This is a genomic window from Kitasatospora sp. NPDC001132 (assembly GCF_053598415.1).
Genome location: NZ_JBSFKF010000067.1, coordinates 1 through 16,007, shown reverse-complemented (window position 1 = coordinate 16,007; position 16,007 = coordinate 1). Strand labels below are relative to the sequence as shown.

Annotated in this window: 12 protein-coding genes and 1 pseudogene; 4 read left to right on the top strand and 9 right to left on the bottom strand. The window is 73.4% G+C overall.

What is annotated here, in order from left to right:
* Window positions 1-322: 322 nt before the first annotated feature.
* Window positions 323-1,903, bottom strand: a complete 1,581-nt coding sequence (locus tag ACWDBE_RS38605) for an MFS transporter (RefSeq protein WP_449793390.1) — start codon at window positions 1,901-1,903, stop codon at window positions 323-325.
* A 143-nt stretch (window positions 1,904-2,046) separates the two neighbouring features.
* Here ACWDBE_RS38605 and ACWDBE_RS38600 point away from each other — a divergent pair.
* A pseudogene (locus tag ACWDBE_RS38600) lies at window positions 2,047-2,247 on the top strand (ArsR/SmtB family transcription factor); the annotation flags it as partial.
* A gap of 94 nt (window positions 2,248-2,341) precedes the next feature.
* Here the strand turns inward: ACWDBE_RS38600 and ACWDBE_RS38595 are convergent.
* The 8 genes from ACWDBE_RS38595 to ACWDBE_RS38560 all read right to left on the bottom strand — a co-directional run bounded on the left by ACWDBE_RS38595 (window position 2,342) and on the right by ACWDBE_RS38560 (window position 9,703).
* Window positions 2,342-3,052: a 4'-phosphopantetheinyl transferase family protein gene (locus ACWDBE_RS38595; protein WP_449793391.1), complete on the bottom strand. Its 711-nt coding sequence runs from the start codon at window positions 3,050-3,052 to the stop codon at window positions 2,342-2,344.
* A gap of 28 nt (window positions 3,053-3,080) precedes the next feature.
* Window positions 3,081-3,704 (bottom strand): AfsR/SARP family transcriptional regulator, encoded by a 624-nt coding sequence (locus ACWDBE_RS38590; protein WP_392882978.1) that lies wholly within the window; start codon window positions 3,702-3,704, stop codon window positions 3,081-3,083.
* 379 nt (window positions 3,705-4,083) lie between these two features.
* Window positions 4,084-5,286, bottom strand: a complete 1,203-nt coding sequence (locus ACWDBE_RS38585) for a cytochrome P450 (RefSeq protein ID WP_449793392.1) — start codon at window positions 5,284-5,286, stop codon at window positions 4,084-4,086.
* 36 nt (window positions 5,287-5,322) lie between these two features.
* Window positions 5,323-5,991 (bottom strand): HAD family hydrolase, encoded by a 669-nt coding sequence (locus ACWDBE_RS38580; RefSeq protein ID WP_392882972.1) that lies wholly within the window; start codon window positions 5,989-5,991, stop codon window positions 5,323-5,325.
* A 35-nt stretch (window positions 5,992-6,026) separates the two neighbouring features.
* Window positions 6,027-7,007 carry an AfsA-related hotdog domain-containing protein gene (locus ACWDBE_RS38575; protein ID WP_449810312.1) on the bottom strand — a complete coding sequence of 327 codons (981 nt, stop codon included), beginning with the start codon at window positions 7,005-7,007 and terminating at the stop codon, window positions 6,027-6,029.
* Between the two features lie 44 nt (window positions 7,008-7,051).
* Complete coding sequence (locus tag ACWDBE_RS38570) at window positions 7,052-8,218, bottom strand: beta-ketoacyl synthase N-terminal-like domain-containing protein (protein ID WP_449810311.1); 1,167 nt, start codon at window positions 8,216-8,218, stop codon at window positions 7,052-7,054.
* Window positions 8,215-9,438, bottom strand: a complete 1,224-nt coding sequence (locus ACWDBE_RS38565) for a beta-ketoacyl-[acyl-carrier-protein] synthase family protein (protein ID WP_449793395.1) — start codon at window positions 9,436-9,438, stop codon at window positions 8,215-8,217. Before ACWDBE_RS38565 ends, ACWDBE_RS38570 begins: the two co-directional genes overlap by 4 nt.
* Window positions 9,431-9,703 (bottom strand): acyl carrier protein, encoded by a 273-nt coding sequence (locus ACWDBE_RS38560; protein WP_449793396.1) that lies wholly within the window; start codon window positions 9,701-9,703, stop codon window positions 9,431-9,433. Before ACWDBE_RS38560 ends, ACWDBE_RS38565 begins: the two co-directional genes overlap by 8 nt.
* 271 nt (window positions 9,704-9,974) lie before the next feature.
* Between ACWDBE_RS38560 and ACWDBE_RS38555 the strand changes: the two genes are divergently transcribed.
* The 3 genes from ACWDBE_RS38555 to ACWDBE_RS38545 all read left to right on the top strand — a co-directional run.
* Window positions 9,975-11,024 (top strand): ketoacyl-ACP synthase III family protein, encoded by a 1,050-nt coding sequence (locus tag ACWDBE_RS38555; RefSeq protein ID WP_449793397.1) that lies wholly within the window; start codon window positions 9,975-9,977, stop codon window positions 11,022-11,024.
* An 81-nt stretch (window positions 11,025-11,105) separates the two neighbouring features.
* Window positions 11,106-11,810 carry an SDR family oxidoreductase gene (locus ACWDBE_RS38550; RefSeq protein ID WP_402410373.1) on the top strand — a complete coding sequence of 235 codons (705 nt, stop codon included), beginning with the start codon at window positions 11,106-11,108 and terminating at the stop codon, window positions 11,808-11,810.
* Between the two features lie 181 nt (window positions 11,811-11,991).
* Window positions 11,992-16,007, top strand: a 4,016-nt coding sequence (locus ACWDBE_RS38545; protein WP_449810310.1) for a beta-ketoacyl synthase N-terminal-like domain-containing protein, incomplete at its 3' end; no start/stop codon positions are given.

Genomic DNA, 16,007 nt, shown 5'->3' with positions numbered 1-16,007 from the left:
TCTCCGACGTGAAACGGTCACCGGTCAGCTGCATACCGTCACCGGAATCACCGGCGAAACGAATGATCACCCGATCGAGTCTGCGGATCGGCTTGGGCCCGCTCGAAGCAGCGGCCGAGGCCTGCTGCACGGTGCCAGTCATGCTGTTCTCCAGACGTAGCGGATGGGGGTCGGACGGATCCGACGGGTGCCCCGGCCCGGTGGTCGGGCCTCGAAGCGGGTTCGACGACCGGCCCTGGGACCGGTCGGGAGGCGCCCCGGGGGTGTAGGCGCCTCCCGACCGGGTCGGGGGCCGCGGGCCGCTCCGGAAGCGGCCGCGGGGTCAGTTGGCGTTCGCCTGCTCGGTCTTGCGGCCGCTCAGCAGCAGCGCGATGAGCACGAGCAGCACCAGGCAGATGCCGCCGAGCACCCACAGGACGGTGTGGAAGGCGCCGTCGTAGGCGTTGACCAGGAGGTCGGTGAAGCTGCCGCGCTGCGCCTCGGCCACGTCGCCGGCCGGGCCGGAGATGTTGCCGCTCGCGACGGTCCCGGCGACGGTGGTCGCGTCACCGGCGCCGGCGTAGCTGGCGATGCTGTCCTGGGTCTTGCCGCTGATGACGGTGGCGAGAAGCGAGCCGTAGATCGCCACGGCGACGGCCTCGCTGCCGAGGCGCATGGTGTTGAGGAAACCGGCGGCCATGCCGGCGCGCTCCGGGGCGACGAGCTCCAGGGCCTTGCCGTCGACGAGGCCGGCGGCGAGGGCGTAGCCGGCGCCCACGATCAGCATCGGCAGGGCGACCAGGCCGAGGTTGACGTCGGGCTTGTAGAGCTCCAGGCCGGCGGCGCCGACCACCAGGAAGACCAGGCTCAGGTAGATGATGCCCATCGCGGAGACGCCCTTGGCGACGAGCTTGGCGGCCACCAGCGGGAGGATCAGCATCGGGACGGTGAGCATCAGCATGATCACACCGGCCGTGCCGCTGGAGTAGCCACCGGCGGCGGTGAGGTAACTGGGCAGGTAGGTCAGCATGGTGACGAAGCCGAAGGAGCCGGCCACCGGCACCAGGCAGAGCGCCATGAAGCGGCGGTTGGTGACGATGCTCAGGTCGAGCATCGGGTGGTCCTTGCGCTTCTCCACCGCGGCGAAGACCGCGAGGGCGACGATCGTGCCGGCGAACAGGCCGAGCACGCCCGGGCTGGCCCAGCCCCACTGCGAACCCTGCGCGATGCCGGTGGTGAGCAGCAGCATGGCGAGGATGAACAGGGCGGAGCCGACGACGTCGATGCGCGCACCCTCGGTGCGGGTCTCCTGGACGGCGCGGCTCATGGTCGGGACGGCGAGCAGGACCAGGGCCAGCACGATCACGTGCACGGCGAACACCCAGCGCCAGCCGGCGTTCTCGATCAGCGCGCCGGACAGCGACGGGCCGAAGGAGACGCCGATGCCGGCGACGGTGCCGAAGAGCGCGAACGCCCGGCCGCGGGCGGGGCCCTCGAAGACGGTGGAGAGCATCGCCGCACCGCAGGAGAAGATCGCGGCGCCGCCGATGCCGGCCAGGGCGCGGGCGGCGTCCAGCAGGATCACGTTGCCGGCGAAGACGCTGACCAGCGAGGCGACCGCGTAGATCGTGGCACCGAGGGCGAAGGCGCGGACGCGGCCGATGATGTCGGCGATGGAGCCCCAGGCGAGGGTGAAGCAGGCGAACGCCACGTTGAAGGCGTTGACGACCCACTGGAGGGGCACCAGGTCGGCGTCCAGGTCGGAGCCGATGTACGGCAGCGCCACACCGGTACCGGAGATGGACGTGGGGACGACGAAGACGGCCAGAAGGACGGCGACCAGGATCAGCGTCTGCCGCTGGCGCCCTGACGCCTGGGATCCGGCGTCTTCCCCGACGAGGGGGGATTCGGTCTGTGCAGCCATGGTTGGGGAAGCTCCCGTTCCGGAGGGCTCCGAACCTTAGGTTCGGTTCTTATAGAACCTAAGGCTTGCACGGAGCGGAGGTATGATGCAAGTCAAACCTGGCCTACGAGTTGAGGCCACGAGCGACAGGGAGGCGGAGGAGAATGGTCGACGCGGAGGGTCACCCGAGCCGAGACGAGATGGAGCTTCCGACAATCCTGAACGCTCTGTCAGATCCCTTGCGGTACAAGGTCATCCAGGAGTTCGTGGGGTTGCCGGACGGCACCGAGCGCACCTGTCTGTCCTTCGACCTCGGGGTCTCGAAGTCCACGCTCAGTCACCACTTCCGAATCCTGCGCGAGTCCGGGCTGGTCCTGCAGATCAACCGGGGCAACAGCAGGAAGGCGCACCTGCGACGGGAGGACCTGGAGTCGCGTTTCCCCGGGCTGCTGGACCTGATCAGCCAAAACCCGCCACCCGGGCCAGGTCCGGAGCACGACGCCGCCGACGACTCGGACGCCGCAGCACCATCGCGGTCACGATCAGGCCGTCGCGGGCGAGCCAGCGGCCCGTCAGCAGGGTCGAGCGAGAGTCCCGCCCAGCCGGCCCCGGAAGCCTGACCCGGGCCCGGAAGGTGCCGTCCCGGGGGTCGACCGTGATCAGCACGTCGTCGAAGCCCAACGGCCCGACCAGCGGGAAGCACGCCTTGTAGACGGACTCCTTGGCGCTGAACAGCAGCCGGTCCCAGCTGACTTCGGGCCGCCGCTCGAACAGGGTGCCGACCCACGCCCGCTCCGCGGCGAGCGACAGCAGCGGCAGCGCGTCGCTGTTGCCCAGCCGCTGGTTCGGCTCCGCGTCGACGCCGATCGCCAGGATGTCCAGGGAGGGGGCGACGGCCGCGGCGTGGTAGCCGCGGGTGTGGGTCATGCTGCCGGTGAGCCCGCTCGGCCAGAGCGGCTCGCCCGAGCGGCCGCGCAGGATCGGGGCCGGCGGCAGCCCGAGCCGGACCATCGCCTGCCGGGCGCAGTCGCGGCTCGTGGTGAACCCGGCCCGCCGGGCGGTGGCCATCGGGGCGGCCCACCTCTCCTCCTCGGGGAAGAGGGCCGCCTCCTGCGCGGTGTCGAACGATTCGGCGCCGACGACCGGCCCGGACAGCAGTTCCTCGATCACGGGATGTCACGTCCTTCCTGGCCGGATCTCATGCGACGCCTCGGAGGATCTCGGTGCGCAGCCGCTGGACGTCCCCGGAGGGCTCGACGCCCAGCTCGCGGTTGAGCAGGGTGCGCAGCGACTGGTAGGCCCCGAGCGCCTCGACCCGGCGGCCGGAGGCGTGCAGGGCGCGGATGAGCTGGGCGTGCCGCCACTCGTTGAACGGCTGGGCCGCGACCAGCAGCCGCAGCTCCTCGACGACGTCCCGGTGGCGCCCGCGGTCGAGGTCCGCCTCCAGTCGCTGCTCGATCGCCCGCTCGCGCAACCCGCCCAGTTCCGAGGCGAGTTGTTCGATCACGGCGCCGTGCCGCACGTCGGTGAGCACCGGGCCGCGCCACAGTGCCAGCGCCTGGCCGAAGGTCTCGGCGGCCGCGTCCACCCGGCCGGCGTCCAGCAGCTTGGACCCGTAGGCGCAGCGGAGCCGGAACTCCGTGGCGTCGACGTGCTCCTCGGATATCTCCAACCGGTAGCCGTACGGCTGGCTGGCGATCTGCGGCTTGCATTCCTCCGCGACCGGGACGGCCGCGAACCACTTCCGCAGGTGGTAAATGTGGGTGCGGACGGTCATGACGGCGGTGGCGGGCTGATTCTCCCCCCACAGTTCATGCGCCATCACGTCGATGTTCACGTCCTCGTTCGCCCGCAGTGCGAGTAGGGCCAGTACTTTTCGCAGTTTGGGCCCTCGAAGTGCGAAGACCCGGTCGGTGAAACGGAATTCCAGTGTGCCCAGCACATCGACACGCATCACGTCCGACATGTATCCCCCGTGGTTCCCGCGCGATGGCGGGATCTCGTCTGCCCCCCGGCCGACGCTTCAAGAAAATATCGGTCCCGCACCGGGGGACTCAATGGATCTGCTCCTCAGGTGCCACCCCGGGTACGTCCAAAGGAACATGCCGGGTGACACACGTGACGCACCCGGGCCCCGCCTGCCAGCAGACGGGGCCCGGGTGCGTCCTCGCGGGAGGGCTTCCCCCGCGGGCACCGTACGGCTACCAGCGCACCGGCAGCCCGGTCGGACGGCGCAGCAGCGCGCCCTCGTCCCAGACCAGGTCGGCCGGGTCGCCGTCCAGCGTCAGGGTCGGGAACTCGCGCACCAGACGGCCGAGGATCTCGGCGATCTCCAGGCGGGCCAGCGCCGCGCCGAGGCAGTGGTGCATGCCGTAGCCGAACTGCAGGTGGCGCTTGCCCTTCCGGTCCGGGTCGATGACCAGCGGGTTCTCGTACACCTCGGGGTCGCGGTTGCCGAGGAAGGCGTCCGCGTAGACGAGGTCGCCGACGTGGATGGTTCCCTCGGAGGTCACCACCTCCCGGTGGGCGACCCGCGGGAAGGTGGACATCCGGCCCAGCGGGACCAGTCGGATGATCTCCTCGACCAGCTGCGGCATGACCTCGGGATCGGCGACGGCCCGCTGCCACAGGCTCGGCGCGCTGAGCAGCACGTGGGCGGCCTTGGCCAGGACCGAGAGCACGTTCTGGTCCACCGACACCACGGCGGTGAAGATGATGCCGACGAGCTCCTTGTCCTCCAGCGGCGGCTCGGTCTCGTCGCGGCCCTGGATGAACTTCTCGATCAGGCCGCCCGGGACGTAGGGGCGCTTGCCGGCGACCATGTCGGCGACGTAGTTGTACGCGGTGAAGAAGTCCTCCACCAGCTGCGGCACGTCGTCGTGCAGCGCCATCTGGATGGTGCGGGAGTGCGGGCGGAAGTACGCCACGTCCTCCACCGGGATGCCGAGGAAGTGGCAGGTCAGCTCGATCGGCACCCGGTCCAGGACGGCGGTGTACAGGTCGGGCCGCTCCTGGGCGCGCAGCTCGGCGAAGCTGCGGGTGATCGCCTCGTCCAGGTACGGGCGCAGCTTGGCGACCGCGTTGGCGCTGTAGTCCGCGGTGACGAACCGGCGCAGCCGGGAGTGGTCCTGGCCGTCCAGGTTGATCAGCATCTCGGGCGGCAGGGTGGTGGGGAAGAAGGTCGGGCCGCCCTCGACGTTGGTCTCGGTCCGGCCGTAGGTCGGGTCGGTCAGCGCCTTGTGCACGTCCGCGTAGCGGGTGAGGTGCACGGCGTGGTGGCCGCTGGGCAGCGCGATCTGCGGCAGGCCGCCGGCCGAGCGCTCGGGCACCGGCGTGTACAGCGGCGTCGGGTCCAGGCCCGGGATGTCCGTGACCGAGACGGACGCGTCGACTGAGGTGGTCATGGTGGTGGCTCCTCCGGGGTGTCCGGCCGGGCGGGCTCAGAGCAGGTCGGTCAGACCGGCGAGGCCGGTCGCGGCGTGCAGGTCGGCGAGGGTCTGCTCGTCGTTCTGGTAGAGCACCGTCTTCCAGCCCTGGGCGCGGGCGGCGGCGAGGTTCTCCTCGACGTCGTCGATGAGCAGGCACTCGGCGGGCGATACGTCGGCGGTCTTGGCGGCGATCTCGAAGATCTCCGGGTCGGGCTTGCGGTGGCCGACCTCGGAGGAGTCGATCAGGACGTCGACCTCGCCGACCGGGGCGATGATCGCCTTCCAGTACGGGCCCCACTCGGTGACGTTGTTGGACAGGACGCCGACGCGCACGCCGTTGTCCTGGATGTACCGGTACGCCCGGACCATGACCGGGTTGGCCTTGATGCCGTCGAACCACTGCCGGCCGAAGGTCTCCAGCTCGGCCCGGGACAGGTCGATGCCGGGGTTCTGCTCGGCCAGCACCCGGGCCAGCCGGCGGCCCCACTCGGGCTCGCTGATCACGCCGACCTCGACGGGCGCCATGGTGGGCAGGCCCATCTCGTCGGCGACGCCCTTGATCGCGGCCTTGAGCTGGCGGGGGCTGATGCCGGTCTTGACCTCGTACGCCTCGTAGATGCGCTCCAGCGGCGGGGACAGGACGCCGCCGAAGTCGAACCAGACCATGGACAGGTGGGACATGGTGATGCCTTCCGAAAGGAGGTGGTGTGAACGGGTCAGGCGAGCGTGACGGAGACGGATGCCACGGCCTGCTCGCCCTGCACCGCCCGCAACAGGTAGGAGGTGGCGCCGCGGTCCGGATCCGGCGCGGCGGTGAGTCGAACGGTCTGGTCCAGTTCGGCGAAGCGGTCGAACGAGCCGTCCAGTCGCAGCACCCGGCCGGCGCCCTCCGCGCCGTCGGCCAGGAGCAGCGCGCACTGGCGGGCGGCCTCGCTGAAGACCATCGCCGGGACGTGGTCGTACGGGTGGTCGTACATGCTGCGGTTGCGGAAGGTGCGCGGGCTGAGCACCGCGGCCAGCCCGCCGTCCTCGCGGCGGACGTCGTCGAGGACGGCGTTCACCGGGTCGAGGCGGCGCACCGCGGCCGGGTCGACCGGCTCGCCGATCGGGTCGGCGGGCAGGCCGAAGGCGGTCGGCACCTCGCTGCCGCGCTGCATGTAGCGCAGGTTGTGGTACTGGTCGGTCGCGGTCGAGCGGACGTCCATGGTGAGGTGCCCGAGCGACCTGCCGTCCAGGCTGAGGTCCATCGCGAACTCCAGTCGGCGCAGCCGTCCGCCGCGCTCGTGCCGGCCGGTGACGTCGCCGTCGATGGCCAGCTCGCCCGGGCGGGTTCCGCACGCCAGCGCGTCCGGGTCGGTGATCTCCAGGGTCCAGGCGGTCACCATGAAGGTGGTGGCGGCCGGGACACCCTGGTGGAGGTGGGCCGCGGCGGTGACGGACTGCCGGCACGCCTCCAGCACGAGCAGCACGTCGTGGTGGTCGAGACGGCCCGGGTGGTCCCTGAAGTACCCGTGGGACAGCGGCAGTTGGGCGGCGGCCTGGAACCGCCGCCCGTCCACCGCACGCGATCCGGTCAGGAACACCTCGGAGAGCGACCAGCGGTGCACCAGGCTGCGGGGGACGGTCTGCTCGTACGCCAGGGGGGCCGGGGCCTCCTCGGTCCGGTCCGAGGGGTCGAGCAGAGACGTGCTTTCCATGAGAGTTCTCCAGATCGGTGCGGTGGACATGCGCGGACGGGAGTTCAGCGCGGGTCGGGCCGGGCGATCACCGCGGCGCCGACGGACCCGTCGGGGCCGACCGCGGTGAGCACGGCCGCCCGCTCCCCCGGTGCGGCCTGCCCCGCCTGCCAGCGGCCCAGGACGGCCGCCAGCTGCAGGGCGACGGAGGCCCCGTACGTCTCGCCGAGCGCGGTGTCGGTGCGGACGATCCGCTCCGCCGGGACGGCGCCGAGGGCCTCGCGCAGGGCGCGCCGCTCGACCGCGGACCAGCCGCGCCGGGCCGCCGCGCCCGGGGCCACGGCCACCGGCTCGTCGGCCGGCAGTCCGCTGCGCCGCAGCGCGCGGCGCACCACGGCGGCGAGCCGGGCGGCCACGCCGAGCGGGCCGTCGACGACCGGGTCGGCGTGGCCGCTCTCGCAGGCCAGCAGCTGCCCGAGGACGCCGCGGTCCTCGCCCCGCGCGCCCTCGCGCTCCAGCACGAAGACGCCGCAGCCCTCGCCGAGGGCCGACTCCGGGCGCAGCGCGCCGCTCTGCCGCCAGGACCAGGCGGCGGCCGCGGACAGCTCCTCCACGCCGCCCGCGAGCAGCCGGTCCGCGTGGCCGTTGACCAGCGCGGTCCGGGCGTAGCGCAGGGCGTGCAGGGCGGCCAGCGGGCCGCCGGAGACGGTCGCGTTGATCCCCGTGAACCCGAGCCGGATCGCGGTCTTGCCGGCCGCCGAGTTCATCAGCGTGCCGGGGAAGGCCGACGGGTTGACCAGGTACGGGCGCTCCTGCACGAAGGTGTCGCGGAAGAACACCTCCTGGGCGCCGGAGCTGCCCACGGTGGTGCCGAGCACGATGCCGGTACGGGCGGTCGACCCGGCGACGGTCCCGTCCGCGGCGAGCACGCAGGCCGCCATGACCAGCTGGTCGGTGCGGGACAGCCGGGACAGCCCCTTGCGGCCGAGGACGGCCTGCGGATCGAAGTCCGCCACCGGCCGCACGGCCAGCTCCGGCCAGTCCTCGCCAGGCGCGCCGACTGGCGGCTCCGGCCGGGCCAGCGCGGCGGCGATCGGGGCCGTCCCGTGGCCGGCGGCACTGAACACGGCGTGGCCGAGGATGTCGATCGGCAGGACGGACGGCTCGGTGTGCTCCCGCTCGTCGGCCGGGCGGGCGGAGGGCGCCGCTTCGAGCAGAGTGGTTCCGGTCATGCCTCGACCTTCCCTAGCAGGAGGACCGCGTTGTTGCCGCCGAAGGCGAAGCCGTGGTTCTGCACGACGCGGGGGGCGGCGGCCCGGGCGGTGCCGGGAACGACGTCCACCTCGCCGAGTTCGGGGTCCACCGTGCGCAGCGTCGCGCTCGGCGGCAGGAACCCCTCGTGCAGGGCGGCGCAGGACACCAGCGCGCCGAAGGCCGCGGCCGCGCCCATGGTGTGCCCGAGCATCGACTTGACGGAGCTGATCGGGGGCAGGGTCTCCCCGAACACCTCGCGCACGGCGCTCACCTCGGTGACGTCGTTGGCCCGGGTTCCGGTGCCGTGCGCGCAGATGTAGTCGACGTCCCCCGGCTCGACCCCGGCGTTGGCGTGCGCGATCCGCACGCACTCGGCAATGGTCGCGGCGTTGGGGTTGGTCATGTGCTTGGCGTCGCAGGTCATGCCGTAGCCGAGCACCTCGGCGTAGATCCGCGCGCCGCGGCGCAGCGCCTCGTCGAGGGGCTCCAGGACGAGCGCCGCGCCGCCCTCGGCGGTGACGATGCCGTCGCGGTGCTCGTCGAAGGGGCGCGGCACGGTCTCGGCGAGGGCGCCGAGCGCGTGGAAGCCCGCGTGGGTGGCCCGGTTGGAGGCGTCCGCGCCGCCGCAGACGGCGAAGTCGGCCTCGCCGGAGCGGATCAGGTCGTAGGCGTAGCCGATGGCGTAGTTGCCGGCGGCGCACGCCGTGCCGAAGGTGAGCGACTCGCCGGTGAGGCCCAGCTCGGCGGAGACCGCGCCGGCGATGTTGCCCGGCTCGGTGCGGGCGATCTGCTCCGGCCGCAGGGCGGCGGGCCCGTCGGCGACCCAGCGGGCCACCGCGTGCTCGACCGCCTGGGACTCGCCGTTGGTGGTGCCGAAGCAGCTGACGCCCCCGTCCGGGAGCCCGGCCGCGGTGTCCAGGCCGGCGTCCTCGACGGCCATCCTCCCTGCGGCGGCGGCGAGTTGGCCGCTGCGCCCCCAGCGCTCGGGCGTGGTGCGGCGCAGGTGCTCCGACGGGTCGAAGCCGCGGACCTCACCGGCCAGGGTGTGCTCGAAGCCGGTCGGGTCGAACTGCTCGATCGGACCGATGCCGCTGCGGCCGTCCCGGATGCCCTCGATCAGTTCCCCGGCCCCGAGCCCGAGGCCGCTGACGGCCCCGAGCCCGGTGACGACGACCCGCCGGGACGTCCTGTTACGCACCTACGGCCTCGCCCACGTAGTGCTTGGCGACGAGCTCGTAGGCCTCGGGCAGGGTGTCCAGCTCGGACAGGTCGTCCTTGGGGATCTTGATGTGCAGGTCACGCTCGAAGCGCGAGATGATCTCGATCACCAGGAGCGAGTCGGCCTCGAGGTCGTCGACGAAGCTCTGCTCGTCGGTGAGGTCGGCAATGTCCGCTTCGAGCACCTCGGCGACGATTTCGCGGATCTTCTCCCGAATTTCGCCCGGAAGCTGGCTGTTGCCCATATTCCTCTTCCCCTCAATTGGTCACGTCCGACCCTCCGGAGATCTTTCCCGGCAGGTCGGCGAGTTCCCCGCAATTCGAATCCAGCGACCGGGGGGGCGGCAACCCGTCGATAGTTGCAGGCGGCCATGTGTCTAAGGTGGCATGACCCAAATCGACACATTCGGGCCGTTCGACCGGACGTCGGTGCCGTTTTTTTAACCCGTTTCTATCTGCCCGCCGCAGACTCGGCCGGGAAGTACCCGCAGAGCGAATTCCGGAAGGAGGTCGGGGATGAGGCTGGCGGAACCGGTGACCATTACGGCCGCGGCACTGTGGCTCCCCGAGGAACGCGACCGCGTCGAGTGCGCCGTCCAGGAGGGCCGGCTGACGCCCCGGCACGCCCGGGACCTCGGTCACGAGGACGTCCCCGCCGCCGTCGAGGAGACGGCACCCGACATGGCGGTCGCCGCCGCCCGCAAGGCCATGGACACGGTCGGCATCGCGCCCAAGGAACTCGACCTGACCTTCCACGCGAGCATGTACTACCAGGGGCACGACCTGTGGTCGCCCGCCCACTACATCGCGCACCGGATCGGCGCCGACCGGGCCCTGCCCATCGGCATCCAGCAGGTGTGCAACGGTGGAAGCACCGCCATCCAGCTCGCCTCGACCTACCTGACCTCCGCCGGCGCCGGGGACACCCCCCGACGCGCCCTGGTCACCACCGCCGACCGCTTCACCGCGCCCGGCTTCGACCGCTGGGCCAGCGACTACGGCGTGGCCTATGGTGACGGCGGCACCGCGGTCGTGCTGAGCGGCCCCGGCGCGGAGGCCGACGACGGGCTGCTGCTGCGCTCGACGGCGAGCACCGCCGCCGCCGAACTGGAGGCGATGCACCGGGGCGTCGACCCCTTCGCCCCCGTCTCGCGCGGCGTGCGCGACCGGGTCGACATGCGGATCACCAAGCGCGCCTACCTGCGCGAACACGGCAACGAGCGGTTCGTCGAGGTCAACCGGCGCAGCATCCGCATGATCATCACCGACGCCCTGGACGGCGCCGGCATGCACCCGGGCGACCCCCGGCTGCGCTACGCGGTCCTGCCCCGCTTCGGCCGCAAGACCCTCCAGGACTCCTGGCTCACCATCCTCGCGGAGGAGACCTCCGCCGAGCCGCTGGACTTCGGCCGCGCCACCGGCCACCTGGGCGCGGGCGACGCCGTGGCCGGCCTCGCGGACCTGCTGGAGGCGGACGTGCTCGCCCCCGGCGAGGCCGCCCTGGTGTTCAGCGCGGGCGCCGGCTTCACCTGGTCCTGCCTGCTGGTCCAGGCCCCGGAGCGCTGACCGCGCCAGTGCGCCGCACGCCCGCCGCCGGTTCGGCGGGCCGCACCGAACGACCACCTCACGAAAGGCGACCCACGAACCATGTCTCGATCAGTCTTCATCACCGGGGCCAACCGCGGCATCGGTCTGGCGGTGGCCCGCGCGATGGCGGCGGACGGCGACCGGGTCGCGGTCGGCCACCGGGGCGGTGACGTCCCGGAGGGCTTCCTCGGGGTGCGCTGCGAGGTCACCGACCAGACCTCGGTGGAGGAGGCGCTGGAGACCGTCGCCCGCGAGCAGGGCCCGGTCGAGGTGCTGGTCGCCAACGCCGGCATCACCCGGGACACCCTGCTGCTGCGGATGGACGACAAGGCCTTCGACGAGGTGCTGGACGTCAACCTGCGGGGCGTGTTCCGCACGGTGCGCGCCGCGGCCTCGACCATGCTCGCCGAGCGGCGCGGCCGGATCGTGCTGCTCTCCTCCGCGCTCGGCTTCCTCGGCTCGCCCGGCCAGACCAACTACGCGGCCACCAAGACCGCACTGCTGGGCTTCGCCCGGTCGCTGGCCTGGGAGTTGGGGTCGCGGGGCATCACCGTCAACCTGGTCGCCCCGGGCATCATCGAGACCGACATGACCAAGTCGCTGTCCGACCGACGGATGCGCGACACCATGAAGATGACCCCGCTCGGCCGCCCCGGCACCGACCGCGAGGTGGCCGCCGCCGTGCGCTTCCTCGCCAGCGAGGAGGCCAGCTACATCACCGGCGCGGTCCTCCCGGTCGGCGGCGGCATCGGCATGGGCATCTGACGCCACGGCCTCGCCCGCCCTCTCGAACTCCCGGTCCGGGCACCGACCGGGTCAGGCACCCGCCTGCCCCGGTGTCGATGCCCCCGCTCCGCCCGGACCGGGCAATTCTTCGTGCGACCAGCCCCACCGGTCGGCTCCCCGGAACCGGCCGCCCCCACACGGCACAAGGGAGTCGGAACCGATGGACCAGCCGCCCGCCGCCGGAGCAGCCCGCGACGAGGAGCCGGACGTCCCCGTCGCGGTGATCGGCCTGGCCTGCCGGTTCCCCGGAGCGTCCTCCCCCGAGGCGTACTGGCGGCTGCTGAGCGAGGGCCGCAGCGCCGTCGGCCCGACCCCGCCCGAGCGCTGGGACGCCGGGGCCTGGTACGGCGACGGCGACCTCGACGCCCCCGGGCGGGCGGACCTGCGGCACGGCGGCTTCCTGGACTGGCCCACCGTCACCGGCTTCGACGCCGAGTTCTTCGGCATCGGCCCGCGCGAGGCCGCCGCGATGGACCCGCAGCAGCGCCTGATGCTGGAACTCGGCTGGGAGGCGCTGGAGAACGCCCGCCTGCTGCCCGAGCGGCTGGCCGGCAGCGCGACCGGCGTCTTCGTCGGCGCGATCTGGGACGACTACGCGGCCCTGCTGCACCGCGACGGTGCCGGCGCCACCACCCGGCACTGGGCGGCGGGCCTGCAGCGCGGGGTGATCGCCAACCGGCTCTCCCACGCCCTGGGGCTGGCTGGGCCGAGCCTGGTGGTGGACACCGCCCAGTCCTCCTCCCTGGTCGCCCTGCACCTGGCCTGCGAGAGCCTGCGCCGCGGCGAGAGCACGCTCGCCCTGGCCGGCGGGGTGAACCTGGACCTCGCGGTGGAGAACGCGGTCACCGCCGCCAAGCTCGGCGGCCTCTCCCCGGACGGCCGCTGCTACACCTTCGACGCCCGCGCCAACGGCTACGTCCGCGGCGAGGGCGGCGGCCTGGTGGTGCTGCAGCGGCTCGACGACGCGCTCGCCCAGGGCTCGCCCGTCCTCTGCGTGATCCGGGGCAGCGCGGTGAACAACGACGGCGGCGGCTCCGGCAGCCTGACCGCGCCCGACGCGCGGGCCCAGGAGGCCGTGATCCGGCGGGCCTACCGCCGCTCCGGGGTCGACCCGGCCGACGTCCAGTACGTGGAGCTGCACGGCACCGGCACCCGGGCGGGCGACCCGGTGGAGGCGGCCGCCCTGGGCGCCGTCGTGGGCCACGCTCGCCGGGCGGCCCACGACGAAGGGGCCCGCGGCCCGCTGCGGGTGGGGTCGGTCAAGACCAACCTCGGCCACCTCGAGGGCGCGGCCGGCATCGCCGGCTTCCTCAAGGTCGCCCTGAGCATCCGGCACGGGCTCGTCCCACCGAGCCTCAACTACCGCACGCCCAACCCGGACATCCCGCTGGACGAGCTGAACCTCGCGGTCCACACCGAGCTGTCGCCCTGGCCGCGGCAGGGCCGCCGACTCGTCGCCGGGGTCAGCTCGTTCGGGCTCGGCGGCACCAACTGCCACGTGGTGGTGACCGGCCCGCCGGACACCACCACGGCGGGGGCCGACCAGCCGCCGGCCGAACCCGCCGCCGTACCGTGGCCGCTGTCCGCCCGCAGCGGCGCCGCGCTGCGCGCCCAGGCCGCCCGCCTCGCCGACTTCCTGACGGAACATCAGGACTCGGGGCCGGCCGAGGTCGGGCTCGCCCTGGCCACCACCCGCTCGGTGTTCGAGCACCGCGCGGTGGTGGTCGGCGCCGACCGCGCGGAGCTGCTCGCCGGTCTCACCGCCCTGGCCGAGGACCGGCCCGCCCGCAACGTCGTGGCACCCACCGCCCCGGCCGTGCACGGCCGCACCGTGCTGGTCTTCCCCGGCCAGGGGTCCCAGTGGGCGGCCATGGGGCGGGAGCTGCTCGCGGACAGCGAGGTCTTCGCCGAACGGATCGCCGCCTGCGAGGAGGCGCTCGCCGAGTTCGTCGACTGGTCGCTCACCGCGGTGCTGCGCGGCGAGCCCGGGGCGCCGTCACTGGAGCGGGTGGACGTCGTGCAACCCGCCCTGTGGGCGGTCATGGTCTCGCTCGCCGCGGTGTGGCGGGCCCACGGCGTGACGCCGGACGCCGTGGTCGGCCACTCGCAGGGCGAGATCGCCGCCGCCCACGTCGCCGGGGTGCTGTCGCTGCGGGACGCGGCCAAGGTCGTCGCCCTGCGGGCGCAGGCGCTCACCCGGCTCGCCGGGACCGGCGCGATGGCCTCCGTGCCGCTGCCCGTCGCCGAGGTCGCCGAACGGATCGCACCCTGGCGCGACCGGGTCTCGGTGGCCGCCGTCAACGGCCCCTCCGCCACCGTGCTCGCCGGCGACGGCGCCGTCCTCGACCAACTGCTCGCCGCCTACCAGGCGGAGGACGTCCGGGCCCGGCGGATCGACGTCGACTACGCCTCGCACTCCCCCGGCGTCGAGGCCGTCCGGGACGAACTGCTCGCCGCGCTCGCCGACATCACCCCGCTCCCGGCCGCCGCGGACGTCGCCTTCTACTCGACCGTCACCGCCGGCCCGGTCGCCGACACCACCGCGCTGGACGCCGACTACTGGTACCGGAACCTGCGCGGCACCGTCTGGTTCGAGGAGACCGTCCGCGCCCTGCTCGCCGACGGGCACCGGCTGTTCGTGGAGTCCAGCCCGCACCCCGTCCTCGCCGTCGGCGTCCAGGAGGCCGCCGAGGCGTGGACCACCCCGCAGGACCCGGCCGCCGTCGTCGGCACGCTCCGGCGTGAGGACGGCGGCCGCACCAGGCTGCTCGGCTCGCTCGCCCAGGCCCAGGTCGCGGGCGCCGCCGTGGACTGGACGCCGTTCTTCGGCGCCGCCCGGCCGGTCGGACTGCCCACCTACGCCTTCCAACGCACGCCGTACTGGCTTCCCGGGACCGCCGCTCCCGCCCCGTCGGCGCCCGCCGCCGAGGCCCTGCGGCCCGGCGGCGCCCCGGCCGAACGGTCCGGGACGGCGCGGCCGCCGGCCGACCGGCTGGCCGCACTGCCGGAGTCCGAGCGGGAGGCCCCGCTGCTCGACCTGGTGCGGGAGCAGACCGCGGCCGTCCTCGGCCACGAGTCCGGTGGCTCGGTCGACCCGGGCCGGGCATTCAAGGAGTCGGGCTTCGACTCGATCGCCGCCGTCGAACTGCGCAACCGGCTGAACGCGGCGACCGGGCTGCGACTGCCGACCACCGCCGTCTTCGCCCACCCCACCCCCCGGGCACTGGCCGCCCACCTGCTGACCGGGCTGCTCGGCACGCCCGCCGCCGGGCCGTCGGAGCCCGTCGCCCCGCCCACCGCCGACACCGACGACCCGGTGGTGATCGTCGGCATGGCCTGCCGCTTCCCCGGCGGGGCGAACGGCCCGGAGGAACTGTGGAGGCTGGTCGCCGACGGACGGGACGCCGTCAGCGGCTTCCCCGACAACCGGGGCTGGGACCTCGACGCGCTCCACCACCCCGACCCGGGGCACTCCGGCACCTCCTACACCCGGCACGGCGGCTTCCTGTACGACGCCGACCGCTTCGACGCCGGGTTCTTCGACCTGTCCCCGCGCGAGGCCCTGGCCACCGACCCGCAGCAGCGGCTGCTGCTGGAGGTCGCCTGGGAGGCCTTCGAGCGGGCCGGGATCGACCCCGCGCCACTGCGCGGCAGCCGGACCGGCGTCTTCACCGGACTGATGGCCTCCGACTACGGGCCGCGCCTCCACGAGGGCGAGGACGGCACCGACGGCTACCTGCTCACCGGCAGCGCGGGCAGCGTGGCCTCCGGCCGGCTCGCCTACGTGCTCGGGCTGGAGGGCCCGGCCGTCTCGGTCGACACCGCCTGTTCGTCCTCGCTGGTGGCGCTCCACCTGGCCGCCCAGTCACTGCGCTCGGGCGAGAGCGACCTCGCCCTGGCCGGCGGCGTGACGGTGATGTCCACACCGGGCACCTTCGTCGAGTTCTCCCGCCAGCGCGGGCTGTCCGAGGACGGGCGCTGCAAGCCCTTCGCCGCCGCCGCGGACGGCACCGGCTGGGGCGAGGGCGTCGGCGTCCTGCTGCTGGAACGCCTCTCCGACGCCCGCCGCAACGGGCACCGGGTCCTCGCCCTGCTGCGCGGCAGCGCCGTCAACCAGGACGGCGCCAGCAACGGCCTCACCGCCCCCAACGGCCCCGCCCAGGAACGCGTCCTGCG